Origin of the sequence: Alkalispirochaeta alkalica DSM 8900, from assembly GCF_000373545.1 — a bacterium.
Lineage (GTDB): Bacteria > Spirochaetota > Spirochaetia > DSM-27196 > Alkalispirochaetaceae > Alkalispirochaeta > Alkalispirochaeta alkalica.
The window spans coordinates 1-26,960 of sequence record NZ_KB891761.1 but is presented as its reverse complement, the minus strand read 5'-3'; the positions used below and the strand labels follow the sequence as shown (position 1 = coordinate 26,960).

Annotated in this window: 20 protein-coding genes; 4 read left to right on the top strand and 16 right to left on the bottom strand. The window is 51.7% G+C overall.

Annotated features, from left to right (window positions below; translation table 11 throughout):
* The first annotated feature begins 45 nt into the window (after positions 1-45).
* Positions 46-795 (top strand): late competence development ComFB family protein, encoded by a 750-nt coding sequence (locus B071_RS18775; RefSeq protein WP_083915027.1) that lies wholly within the window; start codon positions 46-48, stop codon positions 793-795.
* On the opposite strand, the gene B071_RS0114385 is transcribed toward B071_RS18775, so the two are convergent.
* Positions 780-1,091, bottom strand: a complete 312-nt coding sequence (locus B071_RS0114385; protein WP_018527768.1) for a DUF503 domain-containing protein — start codon at positions 1,089-1,091, stop codon at positions 780-782. The two genes, B071_RS18775 and B071_RS0114385, sit on opposite strands and share 16 nt — an antisense overlap.
* Positions 1,092-7,632: 6,541 nt before the next feature.
* Here B071_RS0114385 and B071_RS0114365 point away from each other — a divergent pair.
* The 3 genes from B071_RS0114365 to B071_RS19810 all read left to right on the top strand — a co-directional run bounded on the left by B071_RS0114365 (position 7,633) and on the right by B071_RS19810 (position 11,145).
* On the top strand, positions 7,633-8,682 hold the full coding sequence (locus tag B071_RS0114365; RefSeq protein WP_018527765.1) for a helix-turn-helix transcriptional regulator: 1,050 nt from the start codon (positions 7,633-7,635) through the stop codon (positions 8,680-8,682).
* Positions 8,683-9,091: 409 nt separating this feature from the next.
* On the top strand, positions 9,092-10,822 hold the full coding sequence (locus tag B071_RS17925; RefSeq protein ID WP_018527764.1) for a CRISPR-associated endonuclease Cas3'': 1,731 nt from the start codon (positions 9,092-9,094) through the stop codon (positions 10,820-10,822).
* A 2-nt stretch (positions 10,823-10,824) separates the two neighbouring features.
* Positions 10,825-11,145 (top strand): hypothetical protein, encoded by a 321-nt coding sequence (locus B071_RS19810; RefSeq protein WP_169336363.1) that lies wholly within the window; start codon positions 10,825-10,827, stop codon positions 11,143-11,145.
* Between the two features lie 538 nt (positions 11,146-11,683).
* On the opposite strand, the gene B071_RS20360 is transcribed toward B071_RS19810, so the two are convergent.
* From B071_RS20360 to B071_RS20355, 15 genes are all read right to left on the bottom strand, one after another.
* Positions 11,684-11,926, bottom strand: coding sequence for an AAA family ATPase (locus B071_RS20360; RefSeq protein WP_083915025.1), 243 nt, complete (start codon positions 11,924-11,926; stop codon positions 11,684-11,686).
* A gap of 5 nt (positions 11,927-11,931) precedes the next feature.
* Positions 11,932-13,638 (bottom strand): restriction endonuclease subunit S, encoded by a 1,707-nt coding sequence (locus B071_RS0114345; RefSeq protein WP_018527761.1) that lies wholly within the window; start codon positions 13,636-13,638, stop codon positions 11,932-11,934.
* Entirely contained in the window at positions 13,638-14,696 is a 1,059-nt protein-coding gene (locus tag B071_RS0114340) for a PDDEXK nuclease domain-containing protein (protein WP_018527760.1), read from the bottom strand. Before B071_RS0114340 ends, B071_RS0114345 begins: the two co-directional genes overlap by 1 nt.
* Positions 14,693-16,144: a type I restriction-modification system subunit M gene (locus B071_RS0114335; RefSeq protein ID WP_018527759.1), complete on the bottom strand. Its 1,452-nt coding sequence runs from the start codon at positions 16,142-16,144 to the stop codon at positions 14,693-14,695. The genes B071_RS0114340 and B071_RS0114335 overlap by 4 nt, the downstream gene beginning before the upstream one ends.
* Before the next feature lie 18 nt (positions 16,145-16,162).
* Positions 16,163-18,550 (bottom strand): EcoAI/FtnUII family type I restriction enzme subunit R, encoded by a 2,388-nt coding sequence (gene hsdR / locus B071_RS0114330; RefSeq protein ID WP_018527758.1) that lies wholly within the window; start codon positions 18,548-18,550, stop codon positions 16,163-16,165.
* 398 nt (positions 18,551-18,948) lie between these two features.
* Positions 18,949-19,083 (bottom strand): hypothetical protein, encoded by a 135-nt coding sequence (locus B071_RS20195; RefSeq protein ID WP_018527757.1) that lies wholly within the window; start codon positions 19,081-19,083, stop codon positions 18,949-18,951.
* Between the two features lie 13 nt (positions 19,084-19,096).
* The gene (locus tag B071_RS0114320; RefSeq protein ID WP_018527756.1) at positions 19,097-19,618 is read right to left on the bottom strand and encodes a hypothetical protein; all 522 of its coding nucleotides are present in this window, start codon (positions 19,616-19,618) and stop codon (positions 19,097-19,099) included.
* A gap of 134 nt (positions 19,619-19,752) precedes the next feature.
* Positions 19,753-20,304: a hypothetical protein gene (locus B071_RS19800; RefSeq protein ID WP_157703277.1), complete on the bottom strand. Its 552-nt coding sequence runs from the start codon at positions 20,302-20,304 to the stop codon at positions 19,753-19,755.
* Positions 20,294-20,977 (bottom strand): PD-(D/E)XK nuclease family protein, encoded by a 684-nt coding sequence (locus B071_RS19345; RefSeq protein WP_083915023.1) that lies wholly within the window; start codon positions 20,975-20,977, stop codon positions 20,294-20,296. Before B071_RS19345 ends, B071_RS19800 begins: the two co-directional genes overlap by 11 nt.
* Before the next feature lie 453 nt (positions 20,978-21,430).
* On the bottom strand, positions 21,431-22,159 hold the full coding sequence (locus B071_RS19340) for a hypothetical protein (protein WP_083915021.1): 729 nt from the start codon (positions 22,157-22,159) through the stop codon (positions 21,431-21,433).
* Positions 22,160-22,493: 334 nt separating this feature from the next.
* The gene (locus tag B071_RS19795) at positions 22,494-22,658 is read right to left on the bottom strand and encodes a hypothetical protein (RefSeq protein WP_157703275.1); all 165 of its coding nucleotides are present in this window, start codon (positions 22,656-22,658) and stop codon (positions 22,494-22,496) included.
* A 457-nt stretch (positions 22,659-23,115) separates the two neighbouring features.
* Positions 23,116-23,709, bottom strand: a complete 594-nt coding sequence (locus tag B071_RS0114300; RefSeq protein WP_157703274.1) for a hypothetical protein — start codon at positions 23,707-23,709, stop codon at positions 23,116-23,118.
* A 123-nt stretch (positions 23,710-23,832) separates the two neighbouring features.
* Entirely contained in the window at positions 23,833-25,230 is a 1,398-nt protein-coding gene (locus tag B071_RS0114295; protein ID WP_018527752.1) for a CsgG/HfaB family protein, read from the bottom strand.
* Between the two features lie 110 nt (positions 25,231-25,340).
* The gene (locus tag B071_RS0114290; RefSeq protein WP_018527751.1) at positions 25,341-26,483 is read right to left on the bottom strand and encodes a Fic family protein; all 1,143 of its coding nucleotides are present in this window, start codon (positions 26,481-26,483) and stop codon (positions 25,341-25,343) included.
* 337 nt (positions 26,484-26,820) lie between these two features.
* Positions 26,821-26,943: a TrkA C-terminal domain-containing protein gene (locus tag B071_RS20355; protein ID WP_369073160.1), complete on the bottom strand. Its 123-nt coding sequence runs from the start codon at positions 26,941-26,943 to the stop codon at positions 26,821-26,823.
* Positions 26,944-26,960 lie beyond the last annotated feature (17 nt).

Below are 26,960 nucleotides of genomic sequence, written 5' to 3'. Positions count from 1 at the left end.
GCCTGAACTACTTCGCCCTGAAAGAGACTGTCCGGGATTTCCGCGATGCCGTGGAGGCGCAGCAGGAGATCTTCGAGATCAATTTTGAAGAAGAAAGAGAAACAGGAGACGCCCATGGAAGTTCGTAACCTTCTGGAAGAGATCGCCGCATCGGCGGTGCAGGACGTGTGCGCCGAGGACAGCGCCAGCGAGTCTCCCCGGTACAATACCTCCCAGGAGTGCCGCCTCGATGCGATCTGTTACGTTCTGAACCGGATCCCCCCGCGTTACATCAGCTCCGGCCGGGGCTACGCGCACCTGACGGAGGAGCTCCGGGGGGANACCCAGCTCCAGGTGGATCTGGTCCGCCTGGCCCACGAGGGGCTGCAGCGGGTCAGCGCTGTCTCCCGCGCCTTCTACGGGACNCCTTCGGGGTCGGTTCCCCACGGCCCCTGCTTCAATTTCCCCACCGTGAAGGGCCGGGTCCTGGACGGGAACAGCTTTTTTCCCCTCAGCGAGATCACGGCGACCCTCCGCCAGGGGGGGAGCCCGGCGGCGATGTTCGACAACCGCTGGAGCAACCCCTACACGACCTCGGAGAAGACCCGGGGCATGTACAACTTCTGGCCCGCCTCGGTGACNGCCGAGGGGGAGGGGGTCACCCGCACCTTCGATTTCGAGATCCTTCTGGAGGGTCCGGGGTTTGCACCGGTGACGCATTTCTTCTCCCTGGAATGCACCAGCGAGAAGGCTGCCTCAACCATGGTGAGCATGCAGCGCGACCACACCCTGCCCGATCTCTACATGTTTTCCTGAGGGGGCGTTTCGTAGATCTCGCTGTGGATCTGCACGTCGGCGACCCGTCCGGGGAGGTGGTTCTCCAGAAAGGCCAGGACCTTCTGCATGACCCGCTCGCCGTAGACCTTGTCGTTACTCACCAGAGCCACCCCGATCTGGGAAAAGGAGTGGCTGTTCTGAAGGTCCACCTCGGCAACGCTCACCTTGTAGGTGCGAATGAGACGATCCCGCAGGCTGTGCACGATCCGCCGCTTGTCCTTGAGCGACGAGAGCCCCGGCAGCTCCAGAATGGCCAGAAGCATCGTTACGGTCACGGCCTCTTCCTCCTGCTACGGCCCGACGGCGCGCGCCCTGAGCCACCGGCGCCCCCCAGAAAACCGGCCCCCAGGACAAGCACCCCCGTGAGTGTTGNGTANCGCAGCCCCGCCGCACCGTGGCTCCGCAGGAGGGGTTTGAGATCACTGAACAGGGTTATCTCCCCCGCCTCCAGAACCTGGTAATCACCGGGGCCGTAGAGGCGATCGTAGTCGGCCTGGTCGTGGCGGCTGTAGAGGACCGTTCCCCGGTATTCCAGGAGGAGCACCCCCCGAGCCTCAAGAAAACGNCGCAATTCGCCGGGCTGATCCAGGAGCTGCTCCTCCTGGAGTGCGGCCAGGGTACGTTCCTGATGGGGCAACTCCCCGGCACCGGCGGAGCCCCCCCAGGGGATAAGCAGATCGATCCCCGCCAGGGCGATCACAGCCACCGCCAGAATCAGCGGGACCCATCTCCGCGAAGCAGGAAGCTCACCGCCGGCCGGTGCGGAATCATCACCGGGGAAGCCCATCCCGGGGCCGAGGTAGCGCAGAAGCTTCAGAAACCGGAGCAGACGCAGGTGGCGCAGGGCCAGCCCCAGGCCGAGTGAAACGGGAACGATCCCCCCCGCCAGCTCNCCCAGAACGGCGGGGCCGCTCACCAGAAGGAGAAGGGGCGCGCTCGCCACCAGATCGATCCACCCGCCCTGACGCACAAGGTAGCGGCGGAATTGTCGATATCTGAAAGCGTGATATCCTCGAAGGATACATTCCATGAAGAGAAAAAGGTCCAGCCCCAGCCCCGCAAAGAGCAGTCGNCGCCGCAACAGGAGGCTCCCGTCGATCACCAGGACGAGGTCGTCCAGGACCGTGTGGGTCAGGGCAGCCAGAACCGCTGCAAGAGCAAGAATTTCCAGAAGAATTCGTGTTTTTTTCATCGCCATCCACCACCTGGTTTTTCGATCGTGCTGTTCAGGAACACCGCCCCTGCATCATACTATGACCATGCCGGCTATGACCATGCGGGCTATCCCCATGCCGGCTGCGGCCCTGCGGACTCTGGCCATGCGGGACGGCCCAATCAGATCATTATCACGCCCCTCCCGGCCTATCCTGCTTCTGCTGATCTTTTCGGGGATCTTTCCTTCCCCCGGCTGGGCCTGGGAGCCCTATAATCCCTTCGAACAGGAAGAGGCCCCGGCAGCGCTCTTCTCCCTGGACCGGGATGACGCCGAGGTGGANCTTCATCTGATCGGGAGCTGGCTCGCCTCGACGCGGGTCNCCTGGGGGTTCGCGATCCACCCCAGGCTCCCCGGCACGGGCCGGCGGGTAACGGTCCCCTACCCCTACAAGGGGTTCGAGACGGANCCCTTCTCCCAGACCCTGGACCTGATGGTATCGCTGTGGCTCTATCAGAAGTTTTTCTTCGAGGCCTCCTTCGAGGATCAGTCGCGCCTGAATACCCTGGCGGCGGGCTACATCGGTGNCGAGGATGAGCTGATCCAGGAGGTGGTCCTGGGAAACGTCCCCCTGACGATCTCCTCCTACCCCTACCAGTACACGGGGAGCGACCAGGGAAGAACCGGCACGACCCCCAACCCGGGGGCTGTCCTGCGCCTTGCCACGGCCCGGACCCACCAGGAGCTGCTGATCCAGCTGGAGAGCTCCCGGCTGGAACGGCGCCACTTCGGCCAGGGAGCGCTGGAGCAGCAACGGATCTTCCCCGAGGAGTACCTCCAGAACCGGGTCTTTCTTCTGCCCCAGGCCCCGGTGCGGAACGTCACGGTCTACGCCCTGGACCCGGAAGGGTCCGTNCTTGTTACCCCCGACAAACCAAACCGGCCCCTGCGGTTCCGACGCCTGGACCCCGAAAAGGGCGATTACGTCCTGGACGAGACCCTGGGGATGATCCGCCTGGCGCCCCAGGTGGCCCGCCACGCCACCCTGGCNGCGTCCTACGATCCCCTGGACCCCTCGGGATCGGTGGTGAAGCTGGACGAGGAACGGACCCCCACGAACGAGACGGTGCCCTTCCCCTACGNAAACAGCCCGGCNCCGGAGTTTGTGGAGTCCTACGGGAGAGATCCGGGGTACCACCGGATGACCGTCACCGCCGGGAGCGNATCCGGCCGCCGGGGGGTGATCCTGAGCACCCCCGGTCTCTACTCGCCCTTCGCTGCGGCAAACCACTATGACCTGAGTCCCGAGGCCGGGAAGGCCCTGGCGCGGGGCGACGCCCGGGTGCGGCTGGTGCACCGCAACACCCGCACCCCCCTGGCCGAGGAGGAGCGNTACGTGATCGAACCCGCCGGAGAGGGGGCGTTCCTGCGGGTGGTCCGCCGGGAGGACGANGGCCCCCAGNAAGAAGCGCGGTTCCGCTGGATGTACCCCTTTGCGGACCGCTCGCCCCGGGCCTCCCACGCGGCGATGTACGGACCCGGCGCGGAGAGCTCCGCCCGCAGGGCCGATTTTGATATCCTTCTGGAATACGAGAGCGAGAGCGGCAGCCGGTACCTGGACGGCGACATCGTGCCCGGCACCGTGACGGTCACCCGCAACGGCCGTCCCCTGGGGGGAGCCCGGATCGACTACGACACGGGGGAGATCATTCTGCCCCGGGAGAGCGGCCAGGGGGGCGATATCGAGGTACGCTACCGCGTCTATACACCCGACGAGCCGGTGAACGANCTGGTCGTTATCGGGGGGACCCGCTGGGAACCCCGGGATTCCCTGCTCCTGACCCTGGCCGGNGGAATCCGGTGGAGCGTCGGCGAGGCCCAGTACTCCCGGGAGATGGAGGAACACCCCGGCCAGGGCACCATCTCNGCGGGAGCCACCTACCAGGGAAGGCGGCTCTCCCTGGAGACAGCGGCGGCGGCACAGCTCTACCANCCCGACACCACGGGCTACTTCCGGCTCTTCGGGGGAGAGGCCCGGAGCTTCACCCTGGCCCCCCGGGAGCGCACGCTCTTTCCCTCGTCCTTTCCCGAGGACCTCCCCGGGGCGGGCCAGACCTTCCCCCGGGAAAAGCGCGCACGAGCGCTCTACCGGGATTACTGGGAGACGGGAACCTTCGGTTCCAGCTCGCTCCAGCCCTACCAGAGTTCCCGGGAGGCCGATCCCGACCGGGAGGGGGCACGCCTGGGGCCCTACCTGGCCCGCAGCACCGACAGCGCCTACACCGGCACGGTGGGCGTCCTGGAATGGCAGGACCTGGAAGGAGGCCAGTGGGTGGGCGCCCTTCTGCGGGCCCCCGCCTCACCGGCGGATCTGCGTGATACCCGGCAGGTGACGGTGACCTACCGCTATATCCCCGGCGAGGAGGATCAGCCCGGACACCCCCNCCTGGACATACAGCTGGGCGCCCTGGGAGAAGACCTGGACGGAGACGGCACGGCCGCCACGGGACGCAGCGCCCTGGACCCGACCTTTCCCTTTATCTTTCCCGAAGGNCCCCTGGCGGGATCGCTCCGCCGGGCAGGACAGGACGCCCCGGGGCTCACGGCGCCTCACCGCGAGGACCCGCGCCGGGACGGGGTACTGCTGGAGGAGGTTCCCCAGGGAATCCTCTCCCTCGGCGATGGTGCCGGGGCAGGACCGCTGGACCCCGACCAGCACCAGGGCTGGCAGCGCCACACCGTGACCCTCACCCCCCAGGAGGCCGAGCGGCTGGCCGATCTTCGGGGCGTGCGCTTCCTCGTGACACACCCGGACGGGACTTCCCTTTCGGGCCTCTCGGGCCTCTCGGGCCGGCTCCTGATCGGCGAGGTGGAGCTGGACCGCCGGGGCAACGCCACGATCACCTCGGGACGGGACCGGGACGCCCTGGCAGCGGTGCAGGATGACCCGGCTACCCCCTCCCTGCGCGCCCGTTTCAGCCCCGTCCGGAGCCGGTTTAACCCCGACGACAAGGACCAGCCCGTGCTGAAACTCTCCTGGGAGGAAGATTCGCCGGAGCCTTCGCCGGTGCGGGCCGAGTTCCCCCTGCCCGATTTTTCGGTGAACCACTACGACACCCTGGTCTTCTACGCCTACCTGGAACCCGATCCGGAGGATCCACTCCCCCCGGATTCCCTGGTGGATTCCCTGGTGGAGCTGACCCTGGCACCCTACCGGGGAGCCCCCCTCCGGGAGACCCTGGGATTCCCTGGTGGAGCTGACCCTGGCACCCTACCGGGGAGCCCCCCTCCGGGAGACCCTGACCATAACCCTCCCTGCCGAGGCCCTGCGGGGGAAAACCGGGGAAAACCCCTGGAAGGAGATCACCCTGAACCTCTCCTCGGGGTCCGTGGCCGTCTCGGGCTGGTCCGGAACGATCGAGCGGGCCCGGCTTCCCCGGGATCGCCAGGCGCTGTTGCACCTGGGAGAGATCGCCCTTGTGGGGGTATCCCCAAAGGGAGCCTTCTACTTCGACGAACTCCACGCCCGGGACCCCCGGGCAGGAAGCGCCTTCGCCGGACGGCTGGATGCGGCCTGGACCACCCCCCTGGGACCGGGAACCCTCACCCTGGAGCAGGGAATACAGGCCCACAGCGAGGGGTTTCAGGGCACCGAGAGCGACTCCCCCGTGAGCACCCTGAACACCACCAGCCGGGCGAGCTACCACCAGGAGCGCTTCCGCGTCTCGGGNGAGGTTGCCCTGCGGGGNGAAGAGGGCTACGGCACCACCGGCGCGGCAGGCCANCGCCTGGTGATCCCCCTGATCCCCTCGGGCGAGGGGGAAATCACCCTGGAAGAGGAGTTCTACCGGGACTTTGACTCCCGCAGCCCCCTGGCAGAGCGGCGGCTGGCCCTCTCCCTGGGAGACCCGCGCCTGGGACAGTACCGCCTCTCCCACCTTCACCGCAGCGACGACCGGGAAACCCTCCTGAACTGGAAGACCAGGGCAGCCCTTCCCTCGGGAGAAACCTGGGACCTCACCCTGGAGGGCACCGCCGAACTGACCGATCTGGACCGCACCTTCCCGGGAGGCGACTACGGGGAGAGCTGGCAGGAGACGGGGCGGTTTCTCTTTTCCCAGGGCCCCCCGGGCCAGAACTCGCGCCAGGAACGGCGGACCTCGGTGACGGGCGAGGGGTCCTGGCACGGNGCCTTCCTGCAGGGAGCATCCCTGAANAGCGGCGGCAGCTGGCGCAACAGGAGTGCCACAGCGGGAACCCAACGCCAGGAAGCCTTCCTGGACCTGACCATCCCCCACGAGCAGAACGATCCCGGCCGTCGNCCCTGGCGGATTACCCCCCGGTACCAGCGCACCTACAGCATCACCCGGCGCGTCGAGAGCGACANCCTCTCCCGGGACGCCGCCCTCTGGGCCCGGGCGCTCCACCGGGAACCGGTCATTCTGAGCTCCCCCCCCCTGGCGGAACTCTTCCTCTCCCCGGAATCGCTGGGGCTGGAGGAGCTTTCCGGCACCAGNGAGAACCGCAGCTACGAATCCCGGGCGAGCCTGGGCTTTACCCGCTCCTTCGCCTCCCGCCTTCAGGATCTGATCCTGCCCGCCGAGGCCGAAGGGAGTCTCCAGCGCCGCACCGTCTGGGAGAGTGACACCCGGACCGACACCCGCACGTACCAGCTCACCACCACAGCCCGGGCGATAAACCTCTTCGGGTCTCTGGGCAGNCGCCCCCTGACGGAGCGATACGAGAGCGACGAGTTCCGCAATCGCCTCAGTTTTTCCCTGACCGAAGCGGTCCCGGGAGAGATCACCCGCTGGGAAGCATCGCTGCTCCAGGAAACAACCCTGACCGTGGCCCGTCACCGCCAGGCGTCGATCCTGACCACCCTCACCGTGACCGGCAACGACGAGGTCAGGACCAGGACATCCTCTACCCTGGGATACCGGTGGCGTCAGGACCGCCACCCTCCCCTGGAGTTTCTCCGCCGCCAGAAGGAGCCGCCCTTCCTGAACCACCAGGAGCGGATCACCGCCACGGCCACGCGCCGCGACGGCGACCTCGAGACCCGGGAGATCCAGCTCGGCCACGCAACTACTTTGGTGATTAANCCCTCCAGCGAGATCAGGCTCTACGCCGACCTTGGCTGGTACACCGACACCGCCGAATACGACGAGGGAGCCCTCCACGTCTTCGGGATTCAGGCGGGGGTGGAGGGGGTGCTGCGCTATTGAGATCGGCGCGGTGGGAAGGGCTGGAATCGAGGTCGTGGAAATTCAGGATTATCTGTCATCCGAACTGACCCGGGCGGAGTTCACTGAGCCCGGAAAGAGTATTGCTCTCCAGAAGATCACACCATCGCGCATGGGGAAAGTTTTCCCGGAGGAGCGGGGTTTTACCCGTCTGACGCGGCCCGAAAAGAAAAAGCGAGTAGCTGAGATTTGCCAGGGACAGCGTCGGTGGCTATGTACAGGAAAATCACAGGACAGGACGTTAAAATCCCTGGAATTGAATCCGGGAGATTCTCTACTGTCCAGTGCCTCCCCTCGACCAGAGCAGAAGAGCAACGTATTCGCTAACTCACCCCCTTCGTTACGATGAATGGAACATTCATTCCCATTTTAGCGAAAACCCATTGTATAACTATAGAGGTGGCTAAATCTGACCGGATGCAACAAATTGAACGCCTTCTGCTGGATCACCCCGATGGCTTGTCCCGTTCGGAAATTGCCGGCCGACTGGGAGTCCACCGCAGTACTATCGGCCGGGATATCACGTCGCTCACGCCCATACTTCCGCTGCAGGAATCCGATTCCGGCCGCCTGTTTCTGGACAAGAAGGGATATCTCACCACGATCAGATTGACGATGTTTGAACTGGAGGCCTTGCATCTGGCGGCTCGCCTCTTCGCGCGGGTCATGAAGTTTCCCTTTCCACACGCTTCCGCGGCACTCCGCAAGCTGGCAGACGCCCAGGGTCGAGTCAGTATCCGTCTTGCTGATCGAATTCGGGAGACAGCGGAGGAGATCGAACGCTTTCCCTCCGGCTCGGGACATCAACCGGGGGTGCGATACCGTGCCATCATGGAGCAACTGGGTATCGCGATCACGGAATACCGCCCGATAGAAGTAACACACTATTCCCGGAATCACGACGAGGATCGTATCTATCGACTCGTTCCGCTTACGCTGGAACCACACCATGAGGGACGTTCAGTTCACCTGCTGGCGTGGGACCTTGACTCCAACAACCAGACCGATGGCAAGCCTGGCATCCCGCTACACCACACATCGTCCGGCCGCTTCCGAACGCTCAAGATAGAACGTATCCGCAAAATAATCCTGCTGGAACCGGACGAGGGCCTCCTGAAAGCGATCCCCGTGGAGAAGATTCCCTCCCGGCTGATGCACGCATGGGGTATCTGGGCTGGGGATGCCCCACCCGTGCAGGTTGTCCTTCGCTTCGGACCGGCGGTCGCGGACCGCGTCTCGGAAACGCTGTGGCACGGCAGCCAGACATTGGAACCACAACAGGATGGCGGAGTGATCTGGAACGGTGCCGTAACGGAACCGCGGGAGATGTACCCCTGGATCAGGGGGTGGGGTCCCGATGTTGAAGTAATCGAGCCCTCGTGGCTCCGGGAGGAGCATCGACAGGATTTTGAGCGGGGATTGGAGGTTTACTGCGAGAGCAAGAGAGAGAAGGAAACGTTTGTGTAGTTCTTTGAAGATGATTACGCTTATTTTACGGAAAGTTTTCTTTGGTGTTGCCGGAATTGCAACATGTTGATGGGAGGATCTATACGCAGGCCGGAGGGCGCAATTAGGAGGCAGAGTTGTTTTTTGACGTTTCTGACTTAAGGATTGAATACTGTGTATCGTCAGCGCGGCAACAGTGGGATTCGGAGAAGCGTGTGCTTGTTAGGCTCGTGAGTCTGTCTCATTCCCTTGTGTACCAGCGTTGCGAGAGTGATCCGATAAATAGGCGCGGAAGTGTCAACGAGCTAACGGGCTGTGTACCTGAATCCATCACAGGAAAGCAGACACCTCACGCATTAAAGAAAACGGCGTAATTTGGATTACTTCTTTGTTTGCAACCGCCATTCCCAACGCGGGCAGGGAGGATTAGGTGGACTTTATCGCCCATGAGAACCAATCGCTAATCGGTCATCTGTGCGGTGTCGCGACGAAATGCAAGGAAAATGCAAGCAAGATCGGTTGTGGTGACTACGGTGAAGTGCTTGGCTTACTTCATGATGTCGGCAAATACAGCACGGAATTTCAAAACTACATTAAGTCGTCCGTTGGAGAACTAGATCCCGATAAGGATGAAGACTTCGTCAACACGAGTGAATATAAGGGAAAAATTGATCATTCTACAGCCGGAGCACAGTTCATTTGGCAAGAACTGGCGGGAAAAACTTCGTCGCAGCGGTTTCTCGCCCAAATACTATCCCTTTGTCTTGTTTCCCATCATTCCGGGCTCATTGACAATCTTCGTTCTGATAACAATGGAACTGTTGACTCATTTACGAAACGCATACGTAAAAATACCGATAAAACCCATTTAAAAGAGATTAAAGACAAAGCCGAGGTTCTGGCCAGAGTTAATTCAATCATTTCTAATCAAACTTTTTCTGAACCGATGGAACGGGTACTGAGCAGCGTTTTTAAATCTCTTCCAGACGGACAAAGAAATCAGACATCATCCCTATTCCAGTTTCATGCGGGACTCTTCGTCCGGTTTTTGTTCAGTTGCTTGATCGATGCTGACAGACAAGACACGGCGGATTCCGAAAAAATGCAAGCGGCCGGGTTTCGCCAGAACGGAATGTATGTCGGCTGGAAGGATCTGATTAGCAGACTGGAAAAAAAGATTGTAGAGTTCGGCGAACCTGAAAACGATGTTGATATTCTGAGAAGACACGTCTGCGACTCCTGTCTGGAAGCAGCCAGTAAAGACAAAGGTATCTTTACGCTAACCGTGCCGACAGGTGGTGCAAAGACACTTTCGAGCCTGCGGTTTGCGCTTCACCATGCAGAAAAACATAAAATAGACAGAATCATTTATGTAATACCTTTTACATCGATAATCGACCAGAATGCCGAAGTCGTTCGGAAGATACTTGAAACAAGCGCAGCGGACAAGGGAAGAATCGTTCTCGAACATCATTCAAATATCGGAGCCGAGAAGCAGGGATGGAAAGAAAAACTCCTCACGGAAAACTGGGATGCTCCCGTCGTTTATACGACCATGGTACAGTTCCTCGAGGCATTATTCGGAGCCGGGACCCGGGGAGCCCGGCGGATGCATCAATTGGCAGAATCCGTCATCGTATTTGACGAGATCCAGACGCTTCCAATTCGGTGCGTTCATATGTTCTGTAACGCGGTAAACTTTCTCGTGAGGCAGTGCGGGAGCAGCATTGTCCTGTGCACCGCCACACAGCCTCTTCTTGGTAGAGTAGACAATCAAAAAGGTTCCCTGGATCCCTCTTCGATGCGTGAAATCATGCCGAACGTGTACGAGCTCTTCGACGATCTAAAACGGGTTGATGTAATCGATCTTCGTAAGGCAAAAGGATGGAGCGACGAGGAAACCGCAGATCTTGTACTCGACGAAGTAACGAAAACTGGAAGCTGTCTCGTAATCGTTAATACGAAGCGTTCAGCGAGAGCGTTGTTTAGAACCGTACAGCAAAACGGAGACGCAGAATGCTTCCATCTGAGTACGGGAATGTGTCCTATCCATAGGAAAAAAATTCTGAAGACCATCAGAGATCGAATGCAGGAAATTATGAAGTGCGTCTCTATTTTAACTGGCCGGATGGTCAATTCAATGTGCGGTATCGTTCTTTAGTAGTGGTAACTGATGAAAAAGCTGATCAACAAGAGGTCCACACCTCACGCTACCTCCATACTGCTCAATCTTCTTATAAACCAGGCGAACAAATAAAAGTCTTTTTTAAAGATTTACCGGGGTACAAACAAGATTGGATTACCTTGATAAATAAAGACGCCCCCACTAATCAGTACGGGCAGTGGTTCTACACAGAGGGACAGCGCTCAGGGAGTCACACTTTTTCAGGTTTATCCGCAGGGGTTTATGAAGTAAGGCTCTATTTCAACTGGCCGGACGGTCAATTCCATGTTCAGGATCGTTTGGAAATTGTTGTAAATTAAAGAGACAAGGATTATAACGTTCACCGAACTGCGAGATCTCACCGGTGAAATAGGGGAATCGGCGTTGTACTGCTGACGGGGATGATTACAACCTAATTTCCCTGCGAACCTTATACCTACGCTCATTTGACCGATTCTGAATCACTCGTATTTTGATAACTCGTTTGCAGCAATGACATTATTCAATTGACAGCCTCTCGTTGTGTAGGTATAATGTCGCTAACCTACTGGAAGGGGTTATCCATGGCTTCAATCGTTCGCCAGAAAGTGAGGGGCAATACCTACCTCTACGAGTCAGTTTCTTACCGCGATGAGCAGGGAAAACCNTGGTACACCGACACCGCCGAATACGACGAGGGAGCCCTCCACGTCTTCGGGATTCAGGCGGGGGTGGAGGGGGTGCTGCGCTATTGAGATCGGCGTGGTGGGAAGGGCTGGAAACAGCAACCCCTCGGGGGTATACACCGGCGGGATGCGGACGGTGGTTCCAGAGTAAAATCAGTCGAGGAAGAGGTCTGCATGCCCAAGCTCCGCTGGGCTACCGACGAGCCAACAGCCGCGACGGTACTAAGTTATGGCCTGTACCAAAACCGGGATGATTACAAGTGCCTTTTCCAAACTCAAACAGATGTTTGAATATCAGAATAATGGCTTCAAAGAGATTGGACTTCCCCGAGCCGTTTTTGCCGACAAAGATATCGATAAAACAAGCGGTGTTGAAGTTGAGGGCAAAGTCTTTGAGGTTTTTATAATCCCCAATGTGTATACTTTTTAGCCGCATACTCTCTACACCTTCGCCAGCACCGCATCAAACAAGTCGGTCTGTTTTGCAGTTGCCTGTTCTATCTGCTTTTCCAGCTTTTCGCAGAGTGCCATAAGTTTGTCGATCCTGGCGACAATGCGTTTTTGTTCAGCGAGGGGCGGGAGGGGGAACAAAAATGATAACAACTCTTCTTGCCTAATCCCTGATACAGTCATTCCTGTACCAATAATCTGAAAATTTTTAAACTTCTTAAAGAAGTACATTTGGTCAATTTGGCTCGTTAATTCAAGTGCCTTTAAATCTTGATTTATTGCCATTTCAACAGTATTTATGGCTATTTTTCCTAAGCCCATCCTAGTACAGACAATGACTCGATTTTTTGGTATAAGGTTAGTACTACTACTTTGAATTGCATCTTCAGTTATGTGGTCAATTGTATCGGATATAAATACATCAACATTAAGATCTTTAACACTTGCCCAAGGGATTGTTCCATCCCAGAATAATGAGTTATTTTTACTTGGAGTACCACCCCCAGTGATCGAAAGGACGACATCCCCCAATCTCGTCCAAACCCACCCATCCGGCATCTGATAAGGCACTTCTTCCGGTTTAATCGGTGGTAGTTCTTTTTGCCTCTTGATTTTCCCTTCCTTAATCAGCCGTTCCTTTTCCGCCCGAATCTCCTTGAGCAGCTCACTAGCCGGTTGATCCTTGGGGTCTTGCTTTACCAGTTTGCCCTGCATGGCCAGGGTGAGGATGGCTTTTTTCAGTTCGGCCACATTTTCTTTGACACTGTAGAGCGGGTCAAAGTGGCGAGTGATAAACTGCCAGGCAGAATCAAAGTCATTTTTGTCAGCAGCGGTCAGCAGGCGATTGATGGCGGCTGTATGAACTGCCAGCCGTTTGTCATTGCGGGCATTGCGCTGGGCTTCCAGCTTGTCGCAGAGCGCCATAAGTTCGTCAATCTTGGCGACAATCCGTTTTTGTTCGGCGAGAGGCGGGAGGGGGATATCAATATCTCTGATTGTTCCCATTGAAATACTCGGTTGTGCGGTAGATTTAAGATGTTTGAATATTTCCCTTCGTCCATACTCTGAAATCAAGAAATAGTTAATGTAAATTAGATCGATAAAATAATCGCAATTATCAAACAATTCCATTTTGGCTACATTAGGAGCAAGATGCCAACGTTCCTTTTCAGTAAATAGTGCCACATCACCAATGCCAGCTCCAATAAAAGTTACCAACAGAGCTGGTTTACTTAGAGCACACCGTTCTAGAAGAATCGATGTTTCTAAATCTATGTACAATACATTCGTTAAATCTAACTTCAATTTTCGTACATTTTGAGCTCGAATAACAGGAACATCGCCATACTCTAGTAAATTAAAATGTTTAGTGTATTCAAATCCTGCTAACTTAGTAATAAAAAATATTTCTCCGGCTTTTGCTAATTTCCAATTTACAGGCAATATAGAAGCATTAAATATTGTTGTCGAATCCTCAGTTAGTTGTCCCCGTTTTAATTTCTTGTTGGATATAAGCCGTTCCTTCTCCGCCTGTATCTCTTGGAGCAGCTCGCAGGCTGGTTGATCCTTGGGATCCTGCTTCACCAGTTTTCCCTGCATAGCCAGCGTGAGAATCAGTTCCCTTAGTTTTTTTATCCCATCGGGGCTTTCAAGGGCGGTGTCGAAGTGTTTTTGCAATAAAGATAGCTGGTCAGACATTATTTACCCTCCAGCTCTTTTTCAATCTGCTCAATGGTAGGCAGGCTTGTTTTTAAATCTTCAGGAAGTGCGTCTTCAAGTTTGTATTCCGCAATACCCATAGGCTGGGTTTTGTCACCCAGAGCATATTCGGCTACGACTTTATTCTTGCTTTTACATAATAGCAAACCAATAGAAGGATTATCCTGAGCACTTTTTACTTCCTTATCAATTGCCGTTAAATAAAAACCCAGCTGACCCAGGTGTTCTGGTTTAAACTTTCCTGCCTTGATTTCTATCACCACATAGCAACGCAGCTTCAGGTGATAAAAAAGAAGGTCAATAAAAAAGTCATCACCGCCCACTTCCAAATGAACTTGCCGACCAACATAGGCAAAACCGGCCCCCAGCTCAATTAAAAACTGGGTTATATGCGTAACCATGGCGGTCTCAATCTCTTTTTCAGCAGCTTCCGAGCCAATACCAAGAAAATCAAATTTATAAGGGTCTTTTAGAGACTCTATCGCCAAATCCGATTGAGCTTTGGGTAGTGTCTTTTCAAAATTGGTAACGGCCTTTCCTGTTCGTTCAAGCAGCCTGGATTCAATATGAATAGTCAAAACATTACGGGACCAGCCATTTTCAAGTGCTCCCTGTGCATAGGAGAGCCGTTCCTGTTCGCTTTTCAGTTTCGTGAGCAAAACCAGATTATGCCCCCAGGGCAAATGTCCAACAGCCTGTTGGACAATTTGGTCTTCGTTCCAGGCTTCAGCAAAAGCCCGCATATACATCAGATTTGCTCGGGAAAAGCCCTTCATTTCTGGAAACGCATTGCGCAGATCGTGAGCTATACGTTCAATAACCTTGGCTCCCCAACCGGCTTTGTCTTGCCGGACAAGAATTTCACGCCCAATCTGCCAATACAAAAGTATCAACTCACGATTAACTGCCAGAGCAGAACGTTGTTGCGCCGATTGAATACGCTTCTTTAAATCAATTAGCCACTCAGAGTAACCTTCGGGTTGATTTTCCAAAGAAATCGGCAGTTCCCCAGATGGTTCAATTTTTGATTTCTTCATTTACCACCCCCCAAGGCCTGCATCAGTTCCTTTTTTAAGGCATCACGGGTGGCGTTCATATCTTTAACGATAGCTTCGTATTCCTGCATCAGCTCTTCGGGGTCTCCATGGTTTACTTCTACCTGATGGGGGTTTTTGAAATCCAGATTGTAGTTCCGGGCTTCTATTTCTTTGACAGAAACTTTCCAGGCGTGTTCAGTCACCTTACGCTTGTTCCACCACTTCTTTTCCAGATCAAATTCACCAATGGTCAGAGGCTTGGAACGGGAATAGGATTTATAGCCTTCCGGATAGGGATGCTCAAAGAACCAGACATCTTTGGTTTTATCACCCTTGGTAAAAAACAGGATGTTGGTATTGATGCCGGTATAGGGGCTGAATACCCCCTTGGGCAATCTCACAATAGTATGCAGGTTAAACTCTTCTATCAGCTCTTTTTTAAGGTTTGTCTTTACCCCTTCACCAAAGAGAAATCCATCGGGCAAAACCACAGCAGCCCGGCCGGTATCGTGTTTTAAAAGGTGCATGATGAGGGCCATAAAAAGATCGGCGGTCTCACGGGTCTGGTATTTTTTGGGGAAATTATTCTCGATGCCGTCTTCTTCCATGCCGCCAAAAGGAGGATTGGTAATCACGATATCTACCCGGTCTTTGGGACTGTAATCTTTCAATGGACGGCTCAGGGTATTGTCATGTTTGATGTTAGTCGGAACATCGATGCCATGGAGCATCATGTTGGTAAGCGCCAGCATGTGAGGTAGCGGCTTTTTTTCTACGCCGTAAATGGTTTCCTGCAAAGTCTCTCTATCTTTGGCTGTCTTTATCTGCGTGTCCAAATGCCCAATAGCACAAGTCAAAAACCCACCGGTACCACAAGCCGGGTCAAGTATTTTTTCACCCAGCTGGGGATTGATAATATCCACCATAAACTGCGTTACCGCTCGGGGGGTATAATATTCTCCGGCATTACCGGCAGACTGAAGGTCAGACAGAATTTTCTCATAAATGTCGTTAAACAGATGACGGTCACTGGAAGAATTAAAGTCCACATCCTGCTGAATGGTATTGATTACCTGACGTAACAGCGTACCTGACTTCATATAGTTGTAGGCATCTTCAAAAACACTACCAACCACTTTTCCCTGTTCATTAACACCGGCTGTTGTAGCGAGCTTCTTTAAGGCCGGGAAAAGCTCATTGTTCACAAAATCAATCAGTTCCTCACCGGTGATTCCTTCCGCATCGGCAGCCCAATTTGACCATTGAAAGCGGGTCTGCAAAGGCGACTTGTACGCCTTTTGCGTCAGTTTCCATTCCTGCTCTTTATCATCAAATATTTTTAAAAATAGAAGCCAGACCATCTGACTGATTCTTTGGGCATCACCATCGACACCCACATCTTTTCGCATAATATCCTGAATCGTTTTAATCAAAGTACCTATCGGCATCTCATAACTCCTGTTTGTTTACGCACAATAAAGCTGATATTCCAGCTCTTGGATGGCCTTTTGATACTGTGTCAGCCCGCCAAATTTTTTAATAATTTCCATTGGTGTTCCAAAGGAACTGAAAGGATTCACTGCCAATATCTGTGGTTCCTCGATATGAACAATTCCCTCATCGGCATATTTATCCAATAACGCTTGCAGTACCATTTTTGCCTGCTCACCATATTTATCAAAGTAGTTTCTCTTCTTTACATTCTCTGCCCGTTCTTTGCGGGTTAGGGGCGGTTTATCCCAGGCCACATGACAAATCACATCAAAGGGGTCCAGGTCTTTACCAACTTCTTCAGCTAGTGCCTCAAAAAAAACTCCCTGCTGGGAAAGCTCTTCAATAATGGCCTGCTTCTTATCAGCGTGATTCCATCTGTTTAAAAAATCATCCAGCGAAGAAAATTCCTTATACAATGCCTTTCGGGTATAATCCTTGAGTGACTCGGTAATCAGTTTGCCGTTGGCATCAAAGTACTGCACCCGTTCTGCCGATACCGTTACTTTGACATCGGCAACATAGTATTTTTTAATTTTTGTTCCCTCTTCAGTAGTACCAAATGATTCTGAACCATCTTCATTGACAAAACTTGCATTAGTGTTTTGGTCATTGAACGGGTATTCTGTGCTGGCAGTTTCCTCTTCTTCAAAATCGTCCGGAGGGACAGGGGAAGTGTCTGCGCCTTTGGGTTCATAAATCTGCACCGGATCACCGTCAAAATCGGGATCTGCAAAAAGCTCCGTCGCCTTTTTAAAATCCATAATGGTGAAGTAATACTTGCCATAGTCTTCATTGATACGTGTTCCACGACCGATGATCTGCTTAAACTCGGTCATAGACTGAATGCGTTGATCCAGTACAATCAGTTTGCAGGTCTGGGCATCTACCCCGGTGGTCATCAGCTTGGATGTAGTGGCAATTACCGGATATTTTGATTCAGGAAAAATAAAGTTATCCAGCTCCATCTTACCTTCTTCATTGTCGCCGGTAATTCGCATAACATATTTGGGGTTTTCTGCCGCGATATCGGCGTTCTCATTGACCAGTGCCTGCCTCATACGCTCTGCGTGGTCGATATTGTCACAAAAGACAATGGTTTTATCATAGCGGTTTGTCTGTTTTAAAAACTCGGAGATTTTACGAGCGACCATTTCTGTTCTTTTTTCCAGAACCAGAGAACGGTCAAAATCCTTTTGATTGTATATTCGGTCTTCAATCTCATTACCGTATTTATCGGTCATTCCTTTATCAGGACGCCAACCGGTCACATCTTTATCCAGGTCAATTCTGACTACCTTATAGGGTGCAAGAAACCCGTCATCTATGCCCTGCCGCAATGAGTAGGTGTAAATCGGGTCACCAAAATAGTCGATATTGGAAACGTCTTTGGTCTCTTTAGGGGTAGCGGTCAAGCCTATCTGTGTTGCGCTGGTGAAATATTCAAGAATTGTCCGCCAGGCGGAATCCTCGGCAGCACTTCCACGATGACACTCATCAATAACAATCAAATCAAAGAAATTAGGGCTGAACTGCTTATAAATATTTCGTTCTTCTTCAGCACCAGTTACCGCTTGGTACAAGGACAGATAAATTTCATAGGATTTATTCGCCTGCCGTTTTTGAATCTTTGTCATGGCACTGCCAAAGGGTTTAAAATCGTTGGTCATGGTCTGATCGACCAGAATATTCCTGTCAGCCAAAAACAGAATTCTCTTTTTGGTCTTTGATTTCCACAAACGCCAAATAATCTGGAAGGCAGTAAACGTTTTCCCGGTTCCGGTCGCCATGACCAGTAAGATTCTGTTTTGACCTTTGGCAATGGCTTCTATTGTTTTATTGATGGCAAGTAACTGATAATACCGTGGTGTTTTATTGCTTCCATCGCTGTAGTAATCCTGGGTTACAATAGCAGATTGCTCAGTATCGATTCCCTTATTAATTGCCCACATGTGCCATAGTTCTTCAGGGGTAGGAAAGTCGTTCATGCTTATTTCTTTTTCCACTTGCCCTGAAGTTTGCAATTTGTTGTGAAATAGAAAACCATCCCCATTGGAGCTGAAAACGAAAGGCACCTGAATCATCTCAGCATAGCCTAAAGCCTGCTGCATCCCATCGGAAATGGTATGTGTATTGTCTTTAGCTTCAACCACAGCTATAGGAATGCCCGGTTTATAAAAGAGAATATAATCAGCCCGCTTATTTGCCGCCCTGGTATGAAGTTTGCCCCTTACAATAATCCGACCATTGGTCAAAGGAAATTCTTCCCGAATCTGCGTAGCAATATCCCAACCAGCCTGCTCAATAGCAGGGGTTATATATTTCGTGCAGATATCTCTTTCCGAAAGTTCCTTTTTATTCATTCATTTCCTCAATCTTTTTCTTCTCTTAGCCCGCCATGGACGGCGGGCTTCTTGGGGCGCGGGGATTTTAAAATCTTCCACATTTCCATTCTATCTTCTTCTCTCTGTCTTGGCGCGGTATTGCCTATAACGTTCCGCAAATATAAGAAGTTGCCGTCGGGAGCTTGCGACCAAAGACAATTTGGGTGAAGCCGAAGGCGTAACCTTATATTTGCTGTTAAGTACAGTACCAAACCTACTATTCTTGCCTCTCCAAAAGTACACGGATGTACTTTTGGAGATAAGTTTAACATTGAGTTGCGCCGCAAGTCGTTAAATGTCACGGAACTTGCCCAGCGAATGCCGGATAAGCAAGTTCCGTGACATAGCGTTGTCGCGTTCGAACTCGTTGTTAGATTTTATCCATTGAGTTTCTTTTTGCCATCCTTTTTTTCTTCTTTGGAATCCTTGATATACTTGATTGGAAGCTTTTTGGGCTCAGTCGGCTTTTTAGACTGGTTTCCACTGTTATTAGTATTTTTTTCTTTCGCCATGTGTAACTCCTTTCTATTTAATGATCCAAGCGATAAAAACTAAGACGCATATTGAAACTGAAATAATCATGAGGGTCAAAATCAAATTATTAATTGTAACCGCCTTTAACACCAATTGATTATTGATTTCTTCATTTTTCTGGGTTGTTTCAACAACGTGATTATATACCGTTTCCAAATATGTCTTTTCCGATATTTCGGAATTTGCTTCATTCCAGTATTGTTCTGGAGTTATTTCAGCGCGATTCTTTGGTTTATAAACATTGTGAATATTTATGAAAGCAATCGTCAAGACTGTTAAAAATCCTACCAATAACACAATCATAATTGCGCTAAGTATTCCGTGTATGTCACAGCTCCACCTAAACTGTTTTTCTAGCCAGAACGGATAGATAACTAGAAAAGCGGCTAAAGTAATTCCTAAAACCGTATAATATCCAATTGCTTTGGCTTCTATTCTATCTTTGCGCGAAATCTCTTCAGAGTACTTTTGTACAGCTAAATTTAGAGCGCTTCTAATACTTTCTTTTTTCATTTGACTTCCTCTCAGCCCTCAGGGTCAGTCTAACGCCCGCATCAGCTACGATTTTGTCCCGAAGGGTTGTCGTAGTTTTTGAGCATTCAAAAACTACGACAAAAAAATTGTCAGTTGCATGCGATTGTTATATTTCATTTATCTAATGCATCAATGGCTTCTAATCTATTCTTTATTAATTCAGAACTCTCAATATTCTCTAAATATTCAATAATATATTTAGATTCAATTGAATTTTCTTGGTCTTTTGCTATTTGAACTATTCCAATTTTTGTATAATCAATATATAGGGGTTCGTCTTCTGGATAACTTGCAAAACAATAAGATTCTCTAAACGCTTCATCTAAATCTCCTGAACCTTTTAAATTAGTAAAGAAAATATATGGCCGTTCCTGTTCCATCTTAACTCCATCCCAATAGTTATAAAAAAGTATTCGAACACCAATTAATGAGTTTAGTTTTTTCCAGCAGCGCTGAATATAATGGGGAAGCCATTCAAAAGAATGATTATAGCTTCTAGAGCCTCCGTGTCCAAAAACATCTGCTCCTCTTCCACCATTAGGATTAAATCCATCGCCTCCCATTAGTGAGTCTATATCACGTAATAAGAAGGCACTGTCTTCATACATTTGAATTATATTCTTCATCGATAAATACATATTACTTCCGTACTTTTCATCTTTCATAGTAGCTCTCCATTTTTTTTACCACATGATTTGTTTCAAACAATCGATCTATATCAGCAGCAGTTTTATAGAAGCTACTTTTCATAGATACATTTATAGATTTATTAAAACCATCAAAATTTTTAAAATTATGAAAATTTAACAACTCAACACATTTCTTTGCCATTGAGTTATACGGTTCTTCAAAGGCAGTAAAATCTAATATTTCTTTTAATTGCTTCCAAGTTAATGAAAAAATGGTCTTCTGTATTTCCTCAGAACAAGTATTAAGAATAGAATGGTAATGATGCATTGGAGATAATAGAATGATTAATGGATTTTCCATATTATATTCATCTTTTAATAATTTGTAATAGTTTTCTAATTGATACTGACCAGGTTTTGAATTGTATTTAATTTCAATTATTAAATAAAAATTATCAAGTTTTAAAAGTAGATCAGGTTCTCCATAATTTTTATATCGCGGCCAAAAGTTGTAATTTATTGATTTAATCTTTGGTTCTGGGATTGTACCAATTGCAAATTTATTAAATATATTTTCCGACTTTTCTAATATTTTTATAAGAATTTCATTGGGAAGAAATTGTATAAAACCAAATATTTCAGAGGTCAGGAGATCCTCTAAAGAAATAAATTCTTTAGGTATTTTATTATTTAAGTATGATTCTATCATTCTTGCAAACCTTCCTCATGCCTTTGTAAATATAACATATTAACCTGTTTTCCGTTAAACTATACTATACCACATGCTTATCCGCTAGACTTTTTTCTTTCTTTTCCTCTCGTCGACCCACGGACGGGTCGACACTACAACACCGTTTGGTATTGGACTTAACGGGGCGGCGGGTATCCGCAGTGGCTTGGGCAAGCCGAAGGCTTGACCGAGACATTGTGGATACCCGCCAGTTGTCCGAAGTTGCGAAGCAACGTAGGACAGCTGGCGGGCTTGCCCGCCGCCCCGTTTTCCAAAATTGCTTCGCAATTTTGGAAAACGTTCCGCGAATATATGACGTTTTTGCGTAGCAAAAATGTGGCGAAGCCCAAGCCGAAGGCGCTGCATATATTCGCTGTTATGAGAAGTACCCAATTTGACTGGGTTGTAAAGAAAGTCCATGGACGGACTTTTTTATTTGTCATTTAATCTAATAAAGTGCTTCATGAAAGAAGCTGTAATCTCACAAATAAATTCTATTTCTTCTTCATTAACAGCGTCACCATGCTTTACATAAGTATTTTGATATTTTGTATAATAATCAATCAACTTATGAAACATGTTTGAAAGTTCTGTAGAGCCTCCTTTGTCCTTTATGAAACCACCTAAAATTGGTAACTGGTTTTCTAAGGATTTACTATTTTCAAAAATATTTTTTAATAGAAGTTCTAGAGAAAGTCGCAAATCATCTAGAAGATTCCGTTTATACAATCCATGACTCTGTTTTTCTATTGCAGAATTGAATACATCTAATACTTCAGGAAATTTTGATAACCAATGCCTTGTCTGTTGAATCAGCTCTTCGTTAACACCGTCGGGATTTGGATTCCTATTTAGATGTCCATATCTTTTTATCAGTAATAAAAGTAATTCTTGAGATTCATCAGAATCAAGCTCTTTGCACATAGTGTCAATAATTTCAAAAAGTTGGGCACCATCAAATTTGATAAGGTTTTCAGCTAATGCAGTTTTCTTATTACGCATACCAAAAGGATATGCACTATGGGGTATAGATATATTATATTTTACTGCATAGCTTGTAGTAATTTTTACGATTTGCGGTCCAGAAAAACCAGAACTTGTTTCACCTAAAATGTTTGCAGCATAAGTAACAAATTCATTCGGAATTTCTCTATCATTCATTCTTTCTTCCTTTTTGAGCCATTGATGGCGATTCTTATGTAAAACTCTAAATCGGGTATTTCTCATAACGGGGCGGCGGGTATCCGCAGTGGCTTGGGCAAGCCGAAGGCTTGACCGAGACATTGTGGATACCCGCCAGTTGTCCGAAGTTGCGAAGCAACGCAGGACAGCTGGCGGGCTTGCCCGCCGCCCCGTTTTCCAAAATTGCTTCGCAATTTTGGAAAACTCCCCGATACACGCAAACTTGCGTATATACACCCTTTAGTCCCCCCCGCTATTGCGTGTATCCCCCTTCGTCTCTTTATTACACGCAGACTGTCACGCCAGGTCCGGCTCATCCAAAGAGGGAGAGGATGCAGGTCCAAACCCTGGTGATCCCGGTGCTGGTCTCATCGGGTGCATGAAAAAGAAGTTCTCCCAGAGAGCCGGGCAGAGCCCGCAGCGGGGAAGCAATTGTCGGGTTGCAGGCTCGCCGGTAGAGTTCCATGCCCTGTATCACAAAATTCCCCAAGAAAGAGCATAAAACAGAAACCCCTACCTGTCATCAGGAACATCCTGGATCGTCCTGCGAGGAGGGTGCCGGAACCACCGGCCCCCATACGAGCAAGGAATTCCTGATTGCTCAATCATTGCACAGGACATTATGGCAAGGGGGGGCGACAAAAACTGTGACACCCCCCCTGAAATGTCCACACCGGTGTTTTTGAAAATGCCCCAGAGCTGTGCCCGGTGGAACCATTTGCTGATCGCTTTACGGTCCACAGGTTGGGTTCCTGCGCTTGAGCAAAATATGTATGGTCCGGCGGATTGCTCATGGGCCGGACTTGCAGGAGCTTGTGAAGTTGTATACACCGGCTCAACCGACAGCCGTGATGTACGTAATATTCGGGGAGACAGGCTGGTAAATGCAGGTTGCTGCTCCTGGGGAACACAGCACTTCCTGTTCGGGCATAACCTCAGACGCCGGACGCAGGCATCTGCCAGACCGGGTCGTCGTCCCCCATCTCTACAAAGCCCTGGGGATACACGAGATACTCCGTTTTCGCCAGAATTGTGCCGTAGAGCGTATAGGCCGAGAACAGATAGTATCCGGCCTCATCCTCACGGATAAGCGTCGGCGGGGCTATTTTTTTAATAACGTCCGGATCCATCATGGGGCGCAGCTGCTCCATTCGCGGATCGTTTTTCCCGTCCAGAACGTAAAAATTGCCCTGGTCGGAATGTATAAAATAGCAGAAGAACGGCAGATACACTGAGGCCGTCTCCGGGGTCAGTCGAACGTTTTCGTACTCGTTGGCATCATGTATCACACTGGATGATCCATCCAGACGAACAAGTTGTCTCTCGTCGTTGTATCCAAGATAGTAGTCGAACAGATCGTCGGGTCCCTCAAGACCGACCGGCTTCGGCATGCGCACCAGTTCTATTCTCTGATAAAACGGTAATTGTGCAGTATGGAAGACGGTCGATATCTCTCTTTTTTCCGGATCATTCTTTTCCGGATCATTATAGCTGGAGCGTGCTTCGTGCCACTCAAAGGGTAACGCCATGGTATTCCTCCGTACGTGATCTGCTACCTGTTTTCGCTACGCACCGCGTCATGACAGACAGCGGCAACCTTATTCACCACATCGATTTGTGATCGAAGAACGCCCGTGCCGTACACTTCTTGCCTAAAACGGACGGAACAGAACGCCAAGGACCAATCGGAATGGATCTTCCCGATAACTGTCGACCGTAAGAAGATCGTTATCGACCGTAAACGAATCCGAGTCGGAATTGTTGCGGTTTTCCTTAACCTTCCATTCGTTGAGAGAGGGAGCCAGCCGAAACGAGAGCGCCCCGAACAGTTCAACATTATCGGCGACTTCAAACGTGGCTCCCAGGGACGCATCGAATCCCAACCCCACACTTGTCGCGGTATCCCCGGGTGTCGGGTAGTCCTCCTTAATAACTTTAATCGAAGAGCTGGGGACCGATTGTGTCGCGATCGTGACGAAGGGACCGACGGACGGGCGCAGTTTGAATCGCGGCGTGATCACGGCGGCTTTGAACCCAAAATCCGCACCGAGATTCATGAAGAATTTGAGGTCATCCACAAAGGCGGTCTCGAAACGCCCCCCGATGAACCACGGCCGAAGCGGGTGATCAAAGGCGCCCACAAAGCCACCGCCAACCCCGCTTGAACCACCGGTTGTCGGCAGCATGGTGATCAAACCGAAATACGCACGCCTCAAGGAGTAATCGGTATCGTCGATGAGTACATCTCCCGGTCCGGGAAGCGAACCGGACACTATGCGACCTCGGGCAGACGTGGCCGCTACATCAGTAACGACAAGGCGCCCCACCGAACCGGAGAGGGATGGATCGATCCCCTCGTTTGGCCGTACCACACGAAAGACCGTTCCGGAATCGATGCCCGCATCACGGCCACTGGACAGGAAAACATGAAGGCCATCGATATGGGTAACATGGAGAGCCGCGCCGCTCAGATCCTGGAGGGGAAAAAGACGGCGTATGTCTGCGGTTACCTTGGAGGATATCTCCCGCAACGCGTTCATCCGCGCCTCCTGGCGGCCTTCCGAGGATGTCCCCGTGCCGGTTACCTGGATTGCACCAGCGTAGGAGGCGGTTTCAATATTGATCAGCGCGTAGACGGCGTCCGCCACCGCGCGATAGTAGGGCCTGCCCTGTCGGGGGCGAACCCGCTGTACCTCAAGGGAAGATACGTGCCCGAGAAGTTGGTACTCGGCACCCAGAAACGCACCGCTCCGCATTTGCGTCTCCGGTGTCATAAGACCGCTGAGCAGGGTTACTTCGAGCTCTCTCATGATGCCGGTGATGTTCTCCCGCTCTACCACGTTAAAGCGCCCTAATCGGGAGAGGGCGGCCGCTATGTATCGAGATGTCGTGGCCGACTCGTCTGGAAAGTTCGTGCGGGGATCGGTAACAACGGAGATCGAGACGCGGGAATGGTCCTGCGCGGACACGAACGAGACTGCGAGGACAAGAACGAGAATACAAATAGTAACACGGCGCAATTGGAACTCCTGATACCGAAAGTAATTCATTCCAGAACGTTACATTTTGGAGGAAGCTTTTTCCGGGTAAATTGTAGATACATCCGACTACCGAGTGCAAGCGAGGATCGGTGCTTCCAGAACGAATTCTCGCAAAATATTTATAATTCCTGGCACGTAAAAGGTTCACCTTCGGCATCAGGATCAGGGAGCACGTAATACGTTGAGCGGCCAGCGGCATCACCTCTCTGGAGGAGGCCATTGCGCACCAGATCAGCAAGATCACGTTTGGCGGACTCACTGCTGGTACCGGTGATGGAGACATACTTCCTGTTTGTCATTCCCCCGGTGAACCCTTCCGGATATGCCTCGATCATCTTCCTCATCACCTTGGTCTGTCGGTCATTGAGAGCAGCATGGGCGATCTGCCGGTAGTAGCGATCGATCACCCGCGACCGGTGGATGCGCCCCTCGGCGGAGGTGAGGCTGGCGGAGTAGGTCTCAACAAACCAGAGGAGCCATTCGGTGATGTCCAGGTTACCCCGTTGAACCGTTTCCAGAACGCGATAGTATAGAGACCGAACGGCATGAATTCGACGGGAAAGTGAATACAACCGCCGCGCAGAGCGCTCGTCCGCCGCAAGCGCCATATCGGTGAGCGCTCGGGCGATCCGCCCGTTGCCGTCAGCAAAGGGATGGATCGTTACGAAGTACAGGTGGGCAACACCGGCCCGAAGGATGCCGTCCATTTCACGGGACGGGCCGTTCCACCAGGAAAGAAATCGTTGCATTTCGTCGTCCAGGCGATCTGCAGGTGGCGCGGTGAAATGGATCCGTTCTCGCCCCATTGATCCGGATACGACGTTCATCGGTGTCATGCTCCGACGCCAGCATCCTGTCTCCACGGCTATCGGTCCGGAGTAACCTGTGGGAAAGAGTGCCGCCTGCCAGCCGAACAGTCGTTCCGCGGTCAGTGGGGTGTCGTAGTTTCTGGTCGCATCAAGCAGGACGGAAACGAGGGCGTCGGATTTACCGTCAGGTACCGGCATTCCCGCCGTAGGCAGTCCGAGGTGCTCGGCCACGGAAGACCGCACACGCTCTCGATCAAGCGTTTCCCCTTCTATCTCCGACGTAGCGATCGCCTCATCAACGAAAAGATCCCGTTGATCTACCAGCGAGAACGTATCGGCATGAGCGAGAAGTGCACCTTGCAGCGATCGCGCGTGACCAAGGGCCCGCACCAGTTGTACCGTGTCGTACCGGAACCGAGGCCACTCGTTGTGTTCCCAGATAAACTCACCCACACTATTCACCGTTCCGACCGGAAAAGCAGCTTATTCCGGTCATTATCTGACCCGAATATACCATCTAATCGGGTCAGGGAACATACCGATCTGATTAACAAGACCGTTTATCTCGAGCACCGCATCAGCGACGCGACATTTTACACCTGGCGGGGATGATTACAACACCGTGAAGAGGCACCTGGGTGCCCTGGATTACCCTGAAACTGGACAGCATTTTATAGTGGTATCGTGGCCACAGGGATTATCTTCCCTCAGGGAGCTGTCCGTTTTCCCCGGAATCACTGTCCCAAATCACCGGCGTACACAAATTTGCAGAAATCCCTGTTTTGCGGTCTTAGATTTCGTGCATCTGCTGATTTTTTCCTATTACAACCAGAACATCATTTGATTCAAGAATTTCTGTTGAAACAGGATTGAAGATCATTATGCCCGAGTGCTTTTTTATGGCAACAACGATTATTCCGAAATCGTTTC